This window comes from Ruegeria sp. CDSA021 (assembly GCF_059612325.1).
In genome coordinates this window covers 314,508-331,973 of record NZ_JBXWQJ010000005.1, presented here as the reverse complement: position 1 = coordinate 331,973, position 17,466 = coordinate 314,508, and the positions used below count along the sequence as shown (strand labels likewise).

Below are 17,466 nucleotides of genomic sequence, written 5' to 3'. Positions count from 1 at the left end.
GCGTCTAACCGTCTTTCCAGTCCGTCAGGCCGTCTCTCCGACCCGTCAGCACCGCCTCAGCAGCGCCGGTGAAGGGGGTTCTAAGGTTTACCCACAAAACCCGCAAGCAGAAAAAACAAAAAATCAAAAGTTTTTTGATGCCTTCGCTAAACATGAAGAAATTCAATGCGTTACAGAACATCATACATAGCAAAAACCGAGCTGGTGAGCACTTTCCTTTCACTGCACCCTACTTGGACTGGCTCGCACAAATGAGCCTACCACAACATATTGAGCGCAAGCAGAGTTCGGGCACAAGTGGGCGCGACTCAAACCTGTGAAACGACTCGCGATTTTAGACAAATCTGGACTCTATCAACCCATGAGAGTCGAAAATCAGCCAGGCCAACTCGGATCCTTACGCCTCACGTAAATCTCATTCGTTCGCCGTCACCCCTCCAAGACCCGTCTTGCACATCCTATTCGGATAAGGTCTGGTTCCAGTACTTTGTTGTCGGCACACACGCAGGATAGGTATGGCCCGTGACCTTCAGTTTCCTTTGGTCAGAACCGTTGGTTTTGACGGAGCGCTCGTAACATTTGCGGATCGCATGTCCGAGAACGCAAACCGTGCGGCTCTGGCATTTCGATCCGAACTGGATCATCTGCAATGGGATGAGGTCACCGAGTCATCGGCGTCTTTGGGGTCCACCTTGGTGCGGTTCGACACGCAGCGCGTCTCTCATCAGCAGATGCTGGAAAAGCTTCAGCATCTCATAGGCCAAAAGGACTGGTACAACACACCTCTTCCCTCAGGCCGCAAGCTGTGGCGTGTACCAACGGTATACGGAACCGATCTGGCGCCACAACTGGACGATGCAGCGGCCGCCGCCGGATTGACGCCGGAAGAGGCAATACGACGCCTTGGCCAGTCGCGGGTGCGGGTTCTGACTATCGGGTTTGCGCCCGGACAGCCCTACCTTGGGCCATTGGGCCCCGAGTTCAACATTCCCCGACTGCCAAGTCTGACCCCGATGGTGCCAGAGGGTGCGTTGGTTTTGGCCATCTCGCAATTCGTCCTGTTTTCCGGGCCGACACCAACCGGATGGCGGCATGTCGGGCAAACCGCATTTCGATGCTTTCGCCCGGAGAGGGCCGACACGTTCCCGCTTCGGCCCGGAGACGAATTGGTGTTCACACCTGTATCTCGGGAAGAGTTGCAGCATATCCGCGCCAACAATACAGACAATACCGGCGGTGCCACCTGTGAGGAGATTGCGCCATGAGCCTGATCGTCCATCGGATCGGCCCCTCATGCACAATCCAGGATCAGGGCCGCGTTGGGTATCTGGATCAGGGTTTGTCCCGCTCCGGCGCTGCCGACATATTGGCCTTGCATGAAGGGGCTGCATTACTGGGGCAAAGCCCGGACCTCGCGGCGCTGGAAATGGCCGGAATGGGGGGCGAATTCGAAGCCACGCAAAACATGCACATCGCCTTAACCGGTGCGCGGATGCAGGCCAGCATCGATGGTGGCCCAGTGTCGTGGAATGCTTCGCACCAACTGGCCGCCGGGCAAAGGCTGGTCATCGGAGCAGCCGTGCAAGGCAACTACGGCTATCTTCATCTGGGGGGCGGCATTGAGGCCAAGGTTTTTCTGGGATCGCGCTCGGCACATCTGACGGCACGGATCGGTCGTGCAGTACAACAAGGCGACACGCTGACCTGCGGACTTCATACAGGTAAGACTGGGCTGAAACTGATGCCGGCTGATCGGTTTGCGGGCGGAGAGTTGCGCGTGGTGGCCAGCTTTCAGACCACGTTGTTCGATCAGGCGACGCTGGATCGGTTTGCCGCGACCGCCTTCAGACGCGGCACGCGCGCCAACCGGATGGGGATGCAGGTGGACAGTGACGGCGGCGGGTTTGCTGCGTCGGGCCAATTGAACATATTGTCCGAAGTGATCACCCCCGGCGATATTCAGATGACTGGCACAGGAGACCCCTTCATCCTGCTGCCGGAGTGCCAGACCACAGGGGGCTATCCTCGTATCGCAACCGTTTTGCCCTGCGATATGCCGCGCGCAGCTCAGACACCTGCGGGCGGTTCCATCCGCTTCAAATTTGTCAGCATGGATGAAGCCAGTGCGTTGCACACAGGTTTCCTGTCAGATCTTGCGCGCCTGCCCTCAAGGGTCGAACCTCTGGTCCGCGACCCGCACGACATTCCGGACCTGTTGTCCTACCAATTGATTGGCGGAGTGATCTCTGCCACCGACTAAGGAGATATGCCGATGCCCAGCGTCGATCTGAATGCCGATATGGGGGAAAGCTTTGGCCCCTGGAAGATGGGCGATGACGAAAGTCTGCTGAAGATCATCACCTCTGCTAACATAGCCTGTGGTTTTCATGCAGGCGACCCGGATGTGATGGCAGCGACGATGCAACTGGCTGCCGAGAACAATGTTGGTATTGGCGCGCATCCCGGTCTTCCCGATCTGCAGGGCTTTGGCCGCCGGAACATGAAATTGCCCCATGATGCTCTGCGCAATCTGGTCCGGTATCAACTGGGTGCCGCACAGGGCATGGCCAAGGCGATTGGCACCAAAGTGCGACACCTCAAGCTGCACGGGGCGCTGGCCAATATGTGCTCAGTCGATATTGATATGGCGCGGGCCTGCTATCAGGGCGCTTTGGATGTCGACCCAGACATTATTGTCATGGTCCTTGCGGTGACAAAGCAGGAAGATGCCGTACGCGAGCTCGGATGCAAATGGGTGGGCGAGATTTTTGCCGACCGCGCTTATAATGACGACGGCACCTTGGTGGACCGCAGCCTGCCTGATGCCGTGATTCACGACGCTGATGTGGCGGGACCGCGCATTCTGAACATGGTTCGCGAAGGCGCAATCATCACTGAAAGCGGCAAGAGATTGGAGACATCTATCGACACGATTTGCCTGCATGGGGACGGGCCCACGGCGGTTCAGATCGCCCGCTCGGTTCGGGAAAGCCTGATCGGTGGTGGGGTCGATGTGACGAAGTTCACCCGGTAGTCTCGTCCATGGTGGCCGCGCCCTGTCATGAAAAAAGGGCTGCGGAGAACCACAGCCCAGATCCAACGGGAGAGTATTTGCCGAACCTTATGATGGTCCGATCATGAAACAGGTCACATTGCGGGCCTGCAACCGGCGACACGCCAAATCGGCCTGTTCCCGGGTCATCCCCTGAAAAGTTGCGTCAAACCCGCGCGAGCTTTGGTTCACCTTGCGCAGCGTGCCCTCCAGCGTAGTCATTTCCGACAACGCGGTTTTCAGCAGAACCTTCTCGGCCTCATACCGCGTGGTGTAGCGCCCCACATTGACGCCCCACAGATGCCCGCCGGACGAAGACAGTCGGGTGACAACCTCCTGCTCGGGCTCGGGTTGCTGCTTTACCGTTTCGGTCGACGCCAGAACCAGATCAGCGGGGCGTTGTGCTGGACGGGTGCCCGGTTCCTGCTTGGACGAGGCGGTCGGCGCGACGTCTGCCTGGGCGATGGCCGCCGCGATGCCATTGGTGATCCGGGCGCTGTTCTGATCCGCAGTAGCCGCCACTGCACGTGCAACCTGTGTCGATGCGCTTGGGCGCACGACGGGACGCAGGCTGGTCTTTGGAGGCCCGCTCAGGCGCGCGACCTGCGTGCCCAGCCCAACATTGCCCGCATAAGCCGGGCGTGCCGGTTTGCGAATAGGTGCACGCGATGGGGCGCGACGGAAACCCAGATCCAAAAGCTCGGCCACTTTGGCATTGCGCGACGCGCCAGATTTTCCGCCAAAGACGGTTGCGATGATCCGTTCATTCTTACGCTTGGCCGACGCCACCAGATTGAAGCCCGCTGCACGGGTGTATCCGGTTTTGATGCCGTCCGCCCCTTTGTACGCAGCCAGAAGGCGACGGTTGGTGTTCGGCACGGTCTTGATCCCGGCATGTGTCGATTGACGCGAGAACAGGTTATAATACTGCGGATAGTCATACAGCAGATGCCGTCCCAGCGTGGTCATATCGCGCGCCGTGGACAAATGCCCTGATTCGGTCAGGCCATGCGCGTTCTTAAAGGTGGTACGGCTCATCCCCATCGCTTTGGCGGTGCGAGTCATGCGGCGGGCAAAGGCCGCTTCGGACCCGCTGATGGCGATACCGATGGCGGTCGCTGCGTCATTGGCTGATTTTACAGCAGCCGCGCGGATCAGGTAACGGAAGGCAATCGTCTGTCCCGTCCGCAGACCCAGCTTGGACGGCGGCTCGGCCGAAGCTTTCTTAGTAATCCGTACAGGCGTATCAAGCGTAATCTCACCGTTTCGCACCGCCTCGAACGCGATATAAAGCGTCATCATCTTGGTCAGCGACGCTGGATGCAACCGCGTGTCTGCATTGCGCGAATGCAGAACCTCTCCGGTACGGGCGTCAATCACCATTGCCGCGTAAGGTGCCGCTATGGATTTGAGCGGCGCAAACGCCAGCACACATAGCATCGCTATAAGGAATAAGCCCGTTCGGGCCGGAACTGTCCGCCGAATCTGCACGATCTTTGCCTCTGTCTGCCTCGCGCCGCCGGGTTTTCCCGGTCGGCAAGTTTTATTTTATTACCACCAAGGCTAACACAGGGGGGGGGTGAAATAAACTGAAAGCTGCGCTTTTTGCGATTTCGTCATGTGCGCCACATTGGGCTACATGTTGATAAAACTCCGGCCCTGACCCACCAGATGCGCGATTGTGGCAGCGCTTTGCAGTTGCGCAACAGGGTTTTTTTGAAACTGCGACCATAAAGCAACATCACTTCAGACTGTGTACCAGATCGGCCAGATCCCCCAAATCGCGCAGCTCGCGGAATCGGGGGCTTTCAACCGGGGCTTCTGCGTGCTCGACTTCCCACACCAGACCGTGGGGCACGTAAACGCCCCAGCATCCGGCCTGAATCGGGGCCACCACATCCGAGCGCATGGAATTGCCAACCATCATTGCAGCAGCCGGACCATCCCCATGGGATTCAAAGATCGCCCGATATGTATCCGAAGTCTTTTCCGAGACAATCTCGACCCCGTCGAACAAATCGCCCAGCCCGGACTGTGCCAGTTTACGCTCTTGATCGATCAAGTCACCCTTGGTAATGAGAATGACTCGGTACATACCGGTCACATTCTCAATCGCATCGCGCGCATGGGGCAACAATTCAATCGGATGTGCCAGCATCTCTTGCCCGGCTTCGATCAATTGCCGAATGACCGAGGCCGGAACACGGTCTTCCGTGACCTCGATGGCGGTTTCGATCATCGACAGAACGAACCCTTTTATCCCATAGCCATAATGCCTGATGTTGCGTTTTTCGGCGGCCAAAAGACGCTCCATCAGATGATCGCGGTTGGCGTGATCGGCCAGCAATTCGGCGAAATGGGCCTGTGTCAGCTGAAAAAACCGTTCATTGTGCCAAAGGGTGTCATCCGCATCAAACCCGATTGTTGTCAGTTCTTCCGTCATCCAATTTAAGTCCGCTTGCTCTTTTCACCGGCCATGCCCACGTTATATAAGCGCCAAGATAAACCCCAAGCCTGAATCGGACAGTTGCACACGATGCTGGACAAGACCTGGATGATGTCTGACACCCCGGACGACGACAGTGACGCGTCTATCCTGCTGCAGACGCGCCCAAAAACCAAACGTCCGCCCTTGTATAAGGTGCTGTTGCTGAACGACGATTACACGCCGATGGAGTTTGTCGTGCATGTGCTGGAGCGATTCTTCGGAATGACCCACGCGCAGGCGTTCGAAATCATGCTGACGGTTCACAAAAAAGGCGTGGCCGTTGTCGGCGTCTTCAGCCACGAGATTGCCGAGACCAAAGTTGGCCAAGTGATGGATTTTGCCCGCAGGCACCAGCACCCGCTGCAATGCACTATGGAACGTGAAGAATAAGGCATCTCGCCTGACGCACCCTCTCTTTTCTCTGACGGAACTGCCCATGTCCCCTCGCTTGGAACTTGCACTGCAAAACGGCCTGTCGCTGTCGCAGCCTGTGACGGTGATCTGCCCGGTGCCAGAGCATGATCTTTCGGCGCTTCACACTGACGCGCAGGTGGTACAACCGTTCAAACCCTTTCACGACCATTTTGCCGCGCAAGGCTTTAACTCGGTGCCCGAAGCGGAAGACCCGTGTCAGGACGCGATCGTGTTTTTGCCACGTGCCAAGGCGCTGGCGCGCGCAATGATCCAGCGGGCTTGTTCGCGGGCCGCGGGGGTTGTCGTGATTGATGGCGCAAAGACCAATGGGGTGGACAGCATATTGAAAGATGTGCGCAAGCGGGCTGACGTCGAAGGTCCCCTGTCCAAAGCGCACGGCAAAATATTCTGGTTTCAGGCCGACGCCTCTGTTTTTGCAGATTGGGCCGCGCCCACCGCACAGAAAGTCGGTGGTTATTATACGGCGCCGGGGGTGTTTTCGGCAGATGGAGTCGATCCGGCCTCGGCCATGTTGTTAAAAGCATTGCCCGCCAAACCGGGAGCTCGGATAGCGGATCTTGGTGCGGGTTGGGGATATTTGTCGGCAGACATCCTGAAGCGCGATGACGTTAAAGCACTGCATCTGGTCGAGGCAGATCACGCCGCTCTGACCTGCGCGCGCATGAACGCCGAGGACCCGAAAGCAAAGTTTTACTGGTCGGATGCCGTCACCTGGGCCGCGCCGGAACCTATCGACACGGTGGTGATGAATCCCCCGTTTCACACCTCGCGCAGCGCGGACCCGGCGCTTGGTCAAGGATTTATCATCGCAGCAGCGCGCAATCTGACCCGCAACGGAACTCTGTGGATGGTGGCCAATCGCCATCTTCCCTATGAAACAACGCTGAACGAACACTTCGCTCAGGTCACTGAAATTGCCGGAGACAACCGGTTCAAGGTTTTTCAGGCCTCTCGCCCTCGGCGCTAAGGCTCGTTAACCTGCCCCCAATTCAGGAGGATTCGGATGTCCTTTTCCATCGCTGGCAAGACAGCAATTGTAACGGGCGGAGCCAATGGCATCGGGCTGGCTATCGGACGCCAATTCGCTGATGCAGGTGCAAATGTAATGTTCGCCGACATGGACGAAAAGCGCCTGGTCGATGAATTGGGCGAACAGGCCGAAGACGGAAATATCCGCTATTTTGCTGGCGATCTGCGGGAAAAGCTGACCATAGCGAACCTACTATCGGCGACACTGGATGCGTTTGATCAGGTGGACATCCTGATCAATGGCGCGCGGCAGGTGATCCCATCTGATCCGCTGGATCCCGAAGATGACTCGGTCCGCACTCTGCTGAACCAGAATCTGATGCCCGCCCTGCGGTTAAGCCAGCTGGTTGCAAAACGCATGATCAAGCAGGCCGATGGGGACGAGGAAAACCCTGCGGGGTCGATTATCAACCTGTCTTCTATTGCGGCTCGCCGAACACATCCCGACCTGATGGCCTATTCGGTCTCAACTGCGGCGTTGGATCAGATGACACGGTCTCTTGCGGTTGCGCTTGCGCCGAACCGTATTCGGGTCAACTCCATCGCACTTGGTTCAGTGATGAGCGCGTCCCTGCAATCGACCCTCAAGGAAAACCGGGATTTCCGGGACGACATCGAAAAGCACACGCCGCTGGCCCGTATCGCTTCCGCTACGGAGCTGACCGAAACCGCGCAGTTTCTGGCGTCCGATGCGGCCGGCTTCATAACCGGCCAGATCCTGACAATCGATGGCGGTCGCACCCTACTTGACCCCGTCGCTGCCCCGGCCCACTAAGACACATGTTCGATACAGAAAAATCCACTGCTTCCGCCTGGTTTCGCCAATTGCGCGACGACATTGTTTCTGCGTTTGAAGCCCTCGAAGACAGCCACGACACTGGCCCATTTTCTGACGCAAAACCCGGTCGGTTCGAAGTCAAAGAGACCAAACGCCAATCCGAGGATGGATCGGACGCAGGTGGCGGGCTGATGTCCGTGATGCGTGGCGGGCGTGTGTTCGAGAAAGTTGGCGTCAACGTCTCGACCGTCTATGGCACGTTGGGCGAACGTGCACAGCAAGCGATGGCGGCACGCAAAGGTATCCCCGGCATGACCGAGGATCCCCGGTTCTGGGCCTCGGGGATCAGTCTGGTGGCGCATATGCAGAACCCTCATGTCCCTGCGGTGCACATGAACACGCGCATGTTCTGGACCTCACACGCCTGGTGGTTTGGTGGCGGATCGGACCTGAACCCTTGCATCGAGTATGACGAAGACACACGCCATTTTCACGCCACTCAAAAAGCCCATCTGGACCCACATGGCGTTGCGCATTACCCGCGCTTAAAAGACTGGGCAGACGAGTATTTCTATATTCCTCACCGTAAGCGTGCGCGGGGTGTGGGGGGAATTTTCATGGATGACTACTGCACCGGCGACTGGCAGGCTGATTTCGTCCTGACGCAGGATATTGGTCGGGCTTTCCTGCCTGCTTTCCTGCCATTGGTCGAAAAGCGGCGCGTGCAGGGCTTTTTAGATGCGGACAAAAACACCCAACTCGTGCACCGTGGTTTGTATGCTGAATACAACCTGGTCTACGACCGGGGTACTAAATTCGGACTGGAAACCGGGCACGACCCGGATGCGGTTCTGATGAGCCTGCCGCCAATGGCGAAATGGGTCTGACGTTCAGAATGTGTCCATGATGAAGTTGTCGTAGCAGTAGTTCTGTGCCGACGACGCGGACATGTTGGCACCGACCTTCCGAACGGTGATTGAATACCCCGGTTTGGTATCTGCGCCGGGTGGCGGTGTCAGAGAAAACTGAACTGTTCGGACGCCGGGTTCGTAAGCACGAAAAATATATATCCGCTGATTGTTCGGCACGCCCAAAGTTCGGATCGCATAATCCCCGATACCGCACCAGTAGTTCACGGGCGCTGACGAGCCTATGGCCTTGACCTCATAAACCCCATCCGGCAGCGACGTAATCTCTGTGCGAAATTGCGGCCGAATGTTCAGGCCAAACCCAACCGCTTCGGTCAGAGAAGGCATCAGTACCAGTGCCGCGGCGGCAAAAGCCCTAATAAAACGCATGATCCAATCTTTCCGAATTGAGGGGTCGCAGATTTAAGCATAGCCGGGACAGCCCCTGAGTAAAGTGGAACAGACCGGTAACGCTGACGCTCTGACGGCGCTGGGAATTTCTTCTACCCATATGGCAGGAAAAGGGTACACTAATTCTAAGGTTTTGGTTCACATCAGATATTGGCGATCCTTTGAGCAAGAGCTTCCCCAAAGACTGGTTCGATTTTCCGCCCGAGAAATATGCCGATCTGGGCGCGATGTTCTACCTGGCCGGGTTGACGAAGACCCATCAGAAACGCAACCTGGCACAGGTTCTTTACGCGTTCGAGACGCCGTTCCGTCTCGGCCAGTACCATATCTTTCGGCAAGACGGGTTTCCCCGTGGCTTTGTCACCTTTGCCGGGCTCAGCCATGAGGTCGAATACCGCTATGCGGTGCAGGAAAAGCCACTGAAGGAAAAGGATTTCACCAGTGGGCCTTCCTTCTGGATCGTCGATCTTGTGGCCCCATTTGGACAAACGAACCAGATTGTTGATATCCTCAAAAAGGAAATACCGCATCCGCGTGTTCGTACCAACCGAATGGACAGCGACATGACACGCAATCGGATCGTGGAATGGACGCGGGATCAGGCGGGTGAAGTCCATATGCGCCTGTATCGAAAAAGAGAGTTTGAACAGGTGCTGCAACAGGGCGAAGGATAAGTGGTTTCGGTTACAATCACAGGCGAATTGACCGGAGACGTGACCGGGTCCCCGCCCAATGTGGCGATGGGTCAGCCGACGCTGGACAATGGCACGTTCACACCAATGACCCAGACATGGACGATCGCAACGCCCCCCGCCAACGGCACCGCCTCGATTGATCCAAACACCGGCGAGTGGACCTATACGGTCGACCCGACCTTTTTTGACAGCCTGGACAACGGCGAGATCGTTTTCGATACCTTCTTTATCAGCGTCACGGGCACAACGCAGGTGGGGCCGTTTACCCTGCCGTTTTCCAACAACCCGGACCCGGTTGCAGTCACTATCAGGATCGAAGGCGTCTGTTTTGCAGCCGGGACATTGATCGAGACCGACGACGGCCCGAGGGTCATAGAAACGCTGGACGTAAGTCACAAAGTGGCAACCGCGGATCACGGGCTGCAACCTATTCGCTGGATCGAAAGCAGTGTAATTCCGCCCGAGCGATTGCGTGATGAGCCCGCGTTGCAGCCGGTCTGCATCTCAGCAGGAAGTCTGGGACCGAACACACCCTGCCGGGATCTTCTGGTTTCGCAACAGCACCGCATTCTGGTGAAGGGCCCGAAAGTGGAACTGCTGTTCGGTGCCGCCGAGGCGCTGGTGGCAGCCAAGCATCTGTGCAGTTGGCCGGGGATACACATCGACACCTCGATAGAGACGGTCGAATATCTGCACATCCTTTTGGATCAGCATGAGATTCTGAATGCTGACGGGGCGCAGGCCGAAAGCCTATTTCTTGGGGAAGAGGCGCTTTATACACTGTCCTCCGACGCCCTGAGCGAACTGGCGGCGATCTTTCCAGATCGGCCAACCTCTGCTCACACCGGGTTCGGGCGCGCGGCACGTTTGATTTTGCGCGAACACGAAGCTCGAGCCCTTGCCTGAGATTACAATCCGGTCGCGATGCGCCCCCCGACATCCTGCGGGGCCAAGGCAACCGTCTTGATCACCGCGTGACATGGGCTGCCCGCCTGCAAGTTCAGCGCCGCAACCGACCGGCGTGTGACGCGCGCAAGAACATTACCCGCCGGGGTCTTAACGGACACGATCGCACCGGGCCCATCGCCCGACCGGATCGAATCCACCGTACCACTGAGCACGTTCAATGCAGACAAACCCTCGGGTTTTTGGTTGGACAGGATCACCTCTTGCGCCGGGATGCGGATACGCAAGCGCGCCCCGACTTCATGCGCGATGCGCGGTAAGAACAGTCGCGCGCCATTTGCATCCAGCTCGGTCAATCCGTCTGCATGGTGCTGTGCCACCTGAACTTCCAAAACGGCCCCAACCGCGCGAACGCCGGCAGGCGCCACCGCGGGATCGGCCAGAACCTCAGACGCAGGCCCATGACGCACGGCTTTGCCGTCCTGCAGGGCAACCACCGAGGTTGCCAGACGCGCAACCTCGGCCGCCGAATGGGTCACATAGAGAATAGGGACCGACACTTCGTCCCTTAGACGTTCAAAATACGGCAGGATTTCTGCTTTTCGCGCTTCGTCCAGCGCCGCCAGAGGTTCATCCGCAAGGATCAGACGCGGACTTGCCAGCAACGCCCGCCCGATGGCCACGCGTTGTTTCTCGCCCCCTGACAGCCCAGCTGGACGGCGATCCAGAAGTCGGCCAATGCCCAGCATATCAATGACCTTTTCTGGTTCTTCCCGCCGCCCCCCTTTCGGGGCGAACCAGCGACCATAAGCAAGATTTTGGCGCACGGTCAGATGAGGAAATAACCGTCCTTCCTGAAAGACATACCCCAACCGCCGCCGGTGTGGCGGAAGCCATTGCCCACGATCTGTATCGAACAGGACCCAATCCTCGACCGCCACGCGACCCGCCTCGGGCCGCAGCAGCCCGGCCACCGCGTTGACAATAGTCGTCTTGCCCGACCCGGACCGCCCGAATAGAACAGTCACACCAGGCGGCGCCTCAAAGCTGACATCCAGATCCAGATCCGACAGATGATGTTGCACCCGAACAGAAAGGCTCATGACCCGGCCACCCGCGCGGCGGCGCGCCGCCCTACGTGTTCCGACAAAAGAAGCGCGCTCATCGCGATAACGATTGAGATGAGTACCAGCCGCGTTGCAGCCGCCTCACCGCCCGGTACCTGCAGGAATGCGTAGACCGCGGACGGAAGCGTTTGGGTCTGGCCCGGAATGTTGGACACAAATGTGATGGTTGCTCCGAACTCGCCCATAGCTTTGGCAAATGCCAGAATGGCACCGGCAATGACGCCCGGCAGGATCATCGGCAAGGTCACGGTCAGAAACACCATCGGGTGCGACGCCCCCAGCGTGGCCCCGGCCTGTTCAAGTTTTGGATCCACAGCCTCGATCGACAAACGAATGGCCCGCACCATCAAGGGAAACGCCATGATCCCGGCGGCCAGGGCAGCCCCCGTCCAGCGAAATGCGACGACAACCCCGAACTCGGCAAGAACGCGTCCCAACGGCCCGTGAATTCCAAACGTCAGCAACAACAAATAACCCGTCACAACAGGCGGAAGGATCAGGGGCAAATGCACCAGACCATTCAACACTTGCCGCCCGGGAAACCGCCAGCGTGCCAGCGCATAGGCTACGAATATCCCAAACGGCAATGTCGCCAGCGTCGCCCAGAACGACACACGCAGAGACAACTTTAATGCTTCAATTTCGGCAGGGCCCAACCAGTCCACGAGCATCACCCGCCCGGCAGAGAAAACCCCTGCCCCTGAAAAACGGATAAGGCCGCATCGCCACGCAAATGGTCCAGAAATGCTTGCGCGCTATCCTTTGCATGTGTCGTGATGGCAGCAGGATAAATGATCGCAGGATGCAGGTCGGCGGGAATTGTCGCCACAACACTGACCCGCTTTTCAACCTCAGCATCCGAACGATACACGATACCCAATGGCGCAGCCCCTGCCGCCACCAATGCCAGAGCTGCGCGTACATTATCAGTCTGTGCAACGTGATCTTGCAATTCATTCCACTGGTTCAGGCTTTGCAGCGCGGCTTTTCCATATATACCTGCGGGCACCGCATCAACCAGAGCCATGGCCAGAAAGCCGCCATCCAATTCGGCCTCGAGATCATGATCCGGTTGGATCTCACCCCAACTCGTTCGGCCAAGAGCACCAATAAGAACCAGAGCGTTGCCCAGCAAATCCACCCGCGAATTCGCCCGGATCAGACCTTCCTGTTCCAAAACATCCATCCAATCGGGGTTTGCCGAGATGAACACGTCCGCAGGCGCGCCCTGCTGAATTTGTCGTGCCAGAACCGACGATGCCGCATAAGAAACCGTAACGCTGTGCCCTGTTTCCTTCTCATAGCCTTCAGCAATCTCATCCAAAGCTGTTTTCAGGCTCGCCGCTGCAAAAACCAAAACACCCTCGGCCCCGGCCCGGACCGGTGCCAACGCAAATGCACCTAGGACCAGTGCCACCATCCAGAAACGGCGGGTGAAGGTTTGGGTCATGTACACTCCCGACCGGAACGTTGCAGTCCCTTCGGGAATATCGGAGGGCACAGCCCTCACGCAAGCGCCTTTGAGAATTTACCGGGATCGATGCCGCTGCGTTGCAGAAAGACCAAAAGGATCACTGCGGTGATCAGAATCACACCGCGTCAAAGATGACGTGCCCTAATTTGGACCACCAATGGACTGTGCTGCATTCAGGTTGCGCGCCAATCGGTGCAACGCGGATTGGCCACACAATGGAATTCAAGAAAATCTCTCAGACCCTCTTGCGCCCGATCGCAGGCTTGGCTAAATGCAGCGTCACGGGTGATTAGCTCAGTTGGTAGAGCGCTTCGTTTACACCGAAGATGTCGGGAGTTCGAGTCTCTCATCACCCACCATTTCCAAAATCAATAAAATCAATGATTTACGCCAGAAGCACTGCCCTTCTGTATGGTAACTTCGCTCAAAATGTATGGTAGCGCTGATTGGCAACCATTAAGGACGTTACCTGCTAAAGCTCGATGTGAAACCGTTGTTACCGAGAGATTCGCGCCGTATTTCATTAGCGTTGGGATTCGGTTGAAAGTGGCTAGCGGCACGGTCTTCTTCTTCGTCCAAAAGGTTGCCGTCAATCGCCTCTTGTAGAATGTCGTACAGCTCTTCGTCATAGTTGGTATTTGCCATGGTATACTCGTGCAGGGATGGAGGGTGGACGATAGCCCGCGTTAGCGGACCGATTCTCAGGACAATTCGACGTGTCCCTTAATTCCGTTGCTGAGCCTGTAGTTCACCCTTGTGAAGAATTCTCCATCCGGAACCACTGTCCCCACTGCCGACTTCACCCAGCCTTTGCACTGCATATTGAAGTTCTGAGCGACCATTTTCCCATCCGGCATCTTTACACGACCAACACAAATCCAAGCGTTTCCATGTACCGTGATGCGCAAAATTCCGTACCCCGGATTTTGTGCATCCGGCACAACGTACGCCGTGGTTCTTGGGTTGATAAATGCGTTTGCAGGGACAGCGATTGACGTGGCTAACACTAAGATCAAAATTAGTTTCTTCATAAATGATACCTCTTCTTCAAGTCAGGAATTGCAAGGCGTGTGTGGCGCGAATGCGCAACCAATGGGGCAACATTTTGATTTAAAGATCGCCCTTTAGGTGAGCCGAGTATTGTGCGCCTATGGTGTTCTGGTTACCACTGAGCTCCACCGGTAAACAGGTTTAAGCGCCTGCGAACGGGCCTGACTAACGCGACATCCGGGCTGGATGTGCGCGAAGCCCGCGCCGGATATTCCGACCTAGCCAGCGAACTGAACCGGACGGCGCGGGAAGCGGAACGCCTGCGCGCCGAAACCATCGCATCAGCCAACGCACAAGAGACCGCCGCTAACGCGGCAGGACGCCTACCGACGGCTCTGTCACGCCCAGCGCCTATTGAAGAGATGCAAGCGACACTTCTCGGTGTGCGAGATTGGATCCGGGAAACCACACAGGTACCGTATGATCCGCAGACATCTGTTTGAAACCACGGAAGAACAGAAACCATCGGGGCGCCGGGCCAAAAAATCAAAGAGCCCGCAATGAAGGTGATAGTACGATGCGAATTGGAATAATCGGTACGGGAACCATTGCGGCAGCCGTTGTCGAAGGCATGGCAGTGGACGGCCACCCAATCACCGTGTCGCGCCGGAGCGATACAAAATCAGCGGCGCTGGCCCGCAAGTTTTCAAACGTAACCGTCGCGGACAATCAGGAGGTTGTTGACGCAAGCGACGTTGTGTTTTTGGGCTTGATAGCGGAACAAGCAGCTTCTGCCCTTGAAAAGCTAAAGTTCCGCCAAGACCAGAAGGTCGTCTCGCTCATGTCAGGCCCGTCCCTGAGTGAGCTGGAGGATATGGTCGCCCCTGCCAGCGCAGTAGCGAATATGATACCATTTCCGGGAATTGCAGTCGGTGGATCTCCGATACTGGTTCTGGGAGATGCGTCCATCGTGACCGACCTTTTTGGCGCGCGGAACCCTGTTTTCCATCTGAATTCTGCGGCTGAACTGTCTGCCTATCTGGCTGCTCAGGCTGTATTGTCACCAACGGTGCTGATGGTTCGGGGTGCCGGCGACTGGCTTGGACAGCAGGTGCAGGACGCAGAGCGAGGCGAAGCCTTCCTACGCGCCTTGGTCGGATCCAGCCTGACATCAGCACCGGATTGCCGGCACCTTCTTCAATCTCTGGATACGCCTGGTGGCTACAATCAGCGGCTTCGCAAACATATGGAATCCCAGGGCATCCTTGAGCAACTGAATGATGGCTTGTCAGATCTCTGACCCGGAAGGTTCAGTGCGTCGTCCCAGTATTCCGTCATGGATGTTGTTGAAAGAAATCTGATCAGCGGTCAAAATCAAAATCAGCAAACAAGGAAGGCTTGATGAGTTGACCATCGTTGAACAACAAATCGATGCTCCAACCAAAGGCACGGTAGATCACATTCAGGAGCAAATCCTGGAACGTATCTGCTTTGCGTATTATCGACCCGCGTATCAGTTGAAAGAAACCGCGTTGGCCAACGAATTCGACGTTAGCAGAACGCCGCTTCAGGATGCGATCCAGCGTATTGGACATCTGGGGTTGGTTGAAACGCGCAACGGTGTCGGGACGATCGTCATCGAGCCTTCCGATGAACGCATACGGCACCTCTATGAAATGCGGATGGAGCTGGCCAGACTGATCGGAGAGCTGTCACCTGCCGCAATAGAAACACATCATCAGGAAGAAATCTGCTCGGTCCATCAAAGCGCTCCGACACTGAGGGAAAGCATGGATTCTCAGGACTACGTGAAACTGAACCAGCGGCTGCAAGCTTTGATTACTTCCTTGATCGGCAACATGTCTCTGCGGGACTTCTGGAATCAGGCATATTTCCAAGCGACCAGTGTCTGGCACCGCATGGAACAACTGATTGGGTCAGAGGCCTATGATGCACTGGTCAGAGAGGCATTTGATTTGTTGATGGCGGTGGAGCGCAAAGACATCGCGGCGGTTGGGTATTTGCAGAGAACCCATATCGGTTATGGATTCCAGTCGATTGAGGAACTCCTGTTGACCCACCCAAAATAACGCCAAAGCGTATGGGTTCAATCAATCTGGCGGTCCGGTCAAACGGACCCAGCCCAGTGAAAGCATGATGTGAAAAAATGGAAGAACAACAAACGACGTCTATTGGCATCCTGATCTTTCCGGGCTTTCCCATGGCTTGCCTGACCTCATGTATCGAACCTCTGCGCGCTGCCAACGAGATTTCAGGTCAAGATGCATTTCGCTGGGCGGTGGTTGCTGAAAAAGACGAAGCCGTGCAATCCTCTGCAGGGGTGAACTTCTCTCCCGATTGTGCGCTGGCTGAAGTCAAATCTCTGGATCATTTGCTGTTTGCTGCAAGCCCAAACAGCGTGTTTGAAAACCCATCAAAGGCAAATGCGGTTCTGCAAAGGCTCTTTCGAGGTAAGACACGGCTTGGAGCGATCAGCGGCGGTGTGTTTCCATTGGCCAGAAGCCGGTTAACCGGAGAAAACCCCCTCTCGGTTCATTGGTGCTATGAGGCCGCATTTCAGGCAGAGTTTCCAGAGATTCCGATACAAGACACCGTAATCTGCACCGAAGGGGCATTTACAACCATCTCCGGTGCGTCAGCCGTGTTTGACTATATGCTGACACTGATCGAACAGCGTCTGGATGGTGAAACAATGGCTGAAGTCGCCTGTTGGTTTCAGCACCCTTTCATTCGTAGCGCGGCGGTGACGCAGAAAATTCCGGCGATTTCGACAGCCAAAAGTCAGGACCTGATGCCGAAACAGGTTGCGCGCGCCATTCAGCATTTTGCCGAACATATCGAAAACCCGATACAGATCAGCGAGGTGGCTGAGGCCGTTGGCCTATCCGCGCGCTCGCTGGAGCGCGGTTTTAAGAAGGCGACCGGCCAAAGCCCTCTTAGCTACTATCGAAAGATGCGGATGAAACAGGCACGGCAACTGGTTCTGTACACAAACGACCCGGTTGCCGAGATTGCCTATATGGTCGGGTACGCCACGCCCGGCGCATTCATGCGGCATTATCGCGAGACTTTTGGCGTGACGCCGATCAGTGACCGGCGTGCCAAAAATTCACTACGTGTCGGCAGCGATGATGTACTGCCATCAAGCTGAC

22 protein-coding genes and 1 tRNA gene are annotated in these 17,466 nt (G+C 56.7%); 15 read left to right on the top strand and 8 right to left on the bottom strand.

The annotated features are described in order from the left end of the window. The 4 genes from AC2FLD_RS09465 to AC2FLD_RS09450 all read left to right on the top strand — a co-directional run. Nucleotides 1-190: hypothetical protein (locus AC2FLD_RS09465; protein ID WP_496668865.1), on the top strand; the 190-nt coding region annotated here is incomplete at its 5' end. 325 nt (nt 191-515) lie between these two features. After that, the gene (locus AC2FLD_RS09460) at nt 516-1,265 is read left to right on the top strand and encodes a 5-oxoprolinase subunit B family protein (protein ID WP_496668863.1); all 750 of its coding nucleotides are present in this window, start codon (nt 516-518) and stop codon (nt 1,263-1,265) included. After that, nucleotides 1,262-2,260, top strand: a complete 999-nt coding sequence (locus tag AC2FLD_RS09455) for a 5-oxoprolinase subunit C family protein (protein WP_496668861.1) — start codon at nt 1,262-1,264, stop codon at nt 2,258-2,260. The genes AC2FLD_RS09460 and AC2FLD_RS09455 overlap by 4 nt, the downstream gene beginning before the upstream one ends. 12 nt (nt 2,261-2,272) lie before the next feature. Next, nucleotides 2,273-3,034, top strand: a complete 762-nt coding sequence (locus tag AC2FLD_RS09450) for a LamB/YcsF family protein (RefSeq protein ID WP_496668859.1) — start codon at nt 2,273-2,275, stop codon at nt 3,032-3,034. An 87-nt stretch (nt 3,035-3,121) separates the two neighbouring features. Here AC2FLD_RS09450 and AC2FLD_RS09445 read toward each other — a convergent pair whose 3' ends face one another. Together AC2FLD_RS09445 and AC2FLD_RS09440 are read right to left on the bottom strand one after the other, a co-directional pair. Beyond that, nucleotides 3,122-4,492, bottom strand: a complete 1,371-nt coding sequence (locus AC2FLD_RS09445) for a D-alanyl-D-alanine carboxypeptidase family protein (protein WP_496668885.1) — start codon at nt 4,490-4,492, stop codon at nt 3,122-3,124. 301 nt (nt 4,493-4,793) lie between these two features. After that, the gene (locus AC2FLD_RS09440; RefSeq protein WP_496668857.1) at nt 4,794-5,495 is read right to left on the bottom strand and encodes an HAD family hydrolase; all 702 of its coding nucleotides are present in this window, start codon (nt 5,493-5,495) and stop codon (nt 4,794-4,796) included. A gap of 93 nt (nt 5,496-5,588) precedes the next feature. Between AC2FLD_RS09440 and clpS the strand changes: the two genes are divergently transcribed. Genes clpS through hemF form a run of 4 tightly spaced genes read left to right on the top strand, consistent with a single transcriptional unit; the run spans nt 5,589 to nt 8,669 of the window. Then, nucleotides 5,589-5,930, top strand: coding sequence for an ATP-dependent Clp protease adapter ClpS (gene clpS / locus AC2FLD_RS09435; RefSeq protein WP_050604216.1), 342 nt, complete (start codon nt 5,589-5,591; stop codon nt 5,928-5,930). Between the two features lie 46 nt (nt 5,931-5,976). Further along, entirely contained in the window at nt 5,977-6,942 is a 966-nt protein-coding gene (locus AC2FLD_RS09430) for a class I SAM-dependent methyltransferase (RefSeq protein WP_496668856.1), read from the top strand. Nucleotides 6,943-6,978: 36 nt separating this feature from the next. Continuing rightward, on the top strand, nt 6,979-7,779 hold the full coding sequence (locus tag AC2FLD_RS09425; RefSeq protein ID WP_050604214.1) for an SDR family NAD(P)-dependent oxidoreductase: 801 nt from the start codon (nt 6,979-6,981) through the stop codon (nt 7,777-7,779). A 5-nt stretch (nt 7,780-7,784) separates the two neighbouring features. Then, on the top strand, nt 7,785-8,669 hold the full coding sequence (hemF, locus tag AC2FLD_RS09420; protein ID WP_496668854.1) for an oxygen-dependent coproporphyrinogen oxidase: 885 nt from the start codon (nt 7,785-7,787) through the stop codon (nt 8,667-8,669). Nucleotides 8,670-8,672: 3 nt separating this feature from the next. On the opposite strand, the gene AC2FLD_RS09415 is transcribed toward hemF, so the two are convergent. Continuing rightward, on the bottom strand, nt 8,673-9,080 hold the full coding sequence (locus tag AC2FLD_RS09415; RefSeq protein WP_496668853.1) for a hypothetical protein: 408 nt from the start codon (nt 9,078-9,080) through the stop codon (nt 8,673-8,675). A gap of 182 nt (nt 9,081-9,262) precedes the next feature. Here AC2FLD_RS09415 and AC2FLD_RS09410 point away from each other — a divergent pair, with 182 nt between their 5' ends. Beyond that, nucleotides 9,263-9,775 carry a toxin-activating lysine-acyltransferase gene (locus AC2FLD_RS09410; RefSeq protein WP_496668851.1) on the top strand — a complete coding sequence of 171 codons (513 nt, stop codon included), beginning with the start codon at nt 9,263-9,265 and terminating at the stop codon, nt 9,773-9,775. Next, complete coding sequence (locus AC2FLD_RS09405) at nt 9,776-10,702, top strand: Hint domain-containing protein (RefSeq protein ID WP_496668850.1); 927 nt, start codon at nt 9,776-9,778, stop codon at nt 10,700-10,702. 2 nt (nt 10,703-10,704) lie between these two features. Here the strand turns inward: AC2FLD_RS09405 and modC are convergent, their stop codons facing one another. Genes modC through modA form a run of 3 tightly spaced genes read right to left on the bottom strand, consistent with a single transcriptional unit; the run spans nt 10,705 to nt 13,279 of the window. Further along, on the bottom strand, nt 10,705-11,805 hold the full coding sequence (gene modC, locus AC2FLD_RS09400) for a molybdenum ABC transporter ATP-binding protein (RefSeq protein WP_496668848.1): 1,101 nt from the start codon (nt 11,803-11,805) through the stop codon (nt 10,705-10,707). Continuing rightward, nucleotides 11,802-12,494 carry a molybdate ABC transporter permease subunit gene (gene modB, locus AC2FLD_RS09395; protein ID WP_496668846.1) on the bottom strand — a complete coding sequence of 231 codons (693 nt, stop codon included), beginning with the start codon at nt 12,492-12,494 and terminating at the stop codon, nt 11,802-11,804. The genes modC and modB overlap by 4 nt, the downstream gene beginning before the upstream one ends. Nucleotides 12,495-12,499: 5 nt before the next feature. Continuing rightward, a complete protein-coding gene (modA, locus tag AC2FLD_RS09390) occupies nt 12,500-13,279 on the bottom strand; it encodes a molybdate ABC transporter substrate-binding protein (RefSeq protein WP_496668845.1) in 780 nt (259 codons plus the stop codon). Nucleotides 13,280-13,586: 307 nt separating this feature from the next. Between modA and AC2FLD_RS09385 the strand changes: the two genes are divergently transcribed. Then, nucleotides 13,587-13,662, top strand: a tRNA-Val gene (locus AC2FLD_RS09385). A 106-nt stretch (nt 13,663-13,768) separates the two neighbouring features. Here AC2FLD_RS09385 and AC2FLD_RS09380 read toward each other — a convergent pair. Next, nucleotides 13,769-13,948 (bottom strand): hypothetical protein, encoded by a 180-nt coding sequence (locus AC2FLD_RS09380; protein WP_496668844.1) that lies wholly within the window; start codon nt 13,946-13,948, stop codon nt 13,769-13,771. A 56-nt stretch (nt 13,949-14,004) separates the two neighbouring features. Further along, nucleotides 14,005-14,334, bottom strand: coding sequence for a hypothetical protein (locus AC2FLD_RS09375; protein WP_496668843.1), 330 nt, complete (start codon nt 14,332-14,334; stop codon nt 14,005-14,007). 207 nt (nt 14,335-14,541) lie between these two features. On the opposite strand from AC2FLD_RS09375, the gene AC2FLD_RS09370 reads away from it, so the two are divergent. The 4 genes from AC2FLD_RS09370 (at nt 14,542) to AC2FLD_RS09355 (ending at nt 17,465) form a co-directional block, all read left to right on the top strand. Next, complete coding sequence (locus AC2FLD_RS09370) at nt 14,542-14,796, top strand: hypothetical protein (RefSeq protein ID WP_496668841.1); 255 nt, start codon at nt 14,542-14,544, stop codon at nt 14,794-14,796. A gap of 74 nt (nt 14,797-14,870) precedes the next feature. Then, complete coding sequence (locus AC2FLD_RS09365) at nt 14,871-15,593, top strand: NAD(P)-binding domain-containing protein (protein WP_496668840.1); 723 nt, start codon at nt 14,871-14,873, stop codon at nt 15,591-15,593. 106 nt (nt 15,594-15,699) lie between these two features. Further along, the gene (locus AC2FLD_RS09360; RefSeq protein WP_496668839.1) at nt 15,700-16,383 is read left to right on the top strand and encodes a GntR family transcriptional regulator; all 684 of its coding nucleotides are present in this window, start codon (nt 15,700-15,702) and stop codon (nt 16,381-16,383) included. A 77-nt stretch (nt 16,384-16,460) separates the two neighbouring features. Beyond that, a complete protein-coding gene (locus AC2FLD_RS09355; protein ID WP_496668838.1) occupies nt 16,461-17,465 on the top strand; it encodes a GlxA family transcriptional regulator in 1,005 nt (334 codons plus the stop codon). The last annotated feature ends 1 nt before the right edge of the window (nt 17,466 follow it).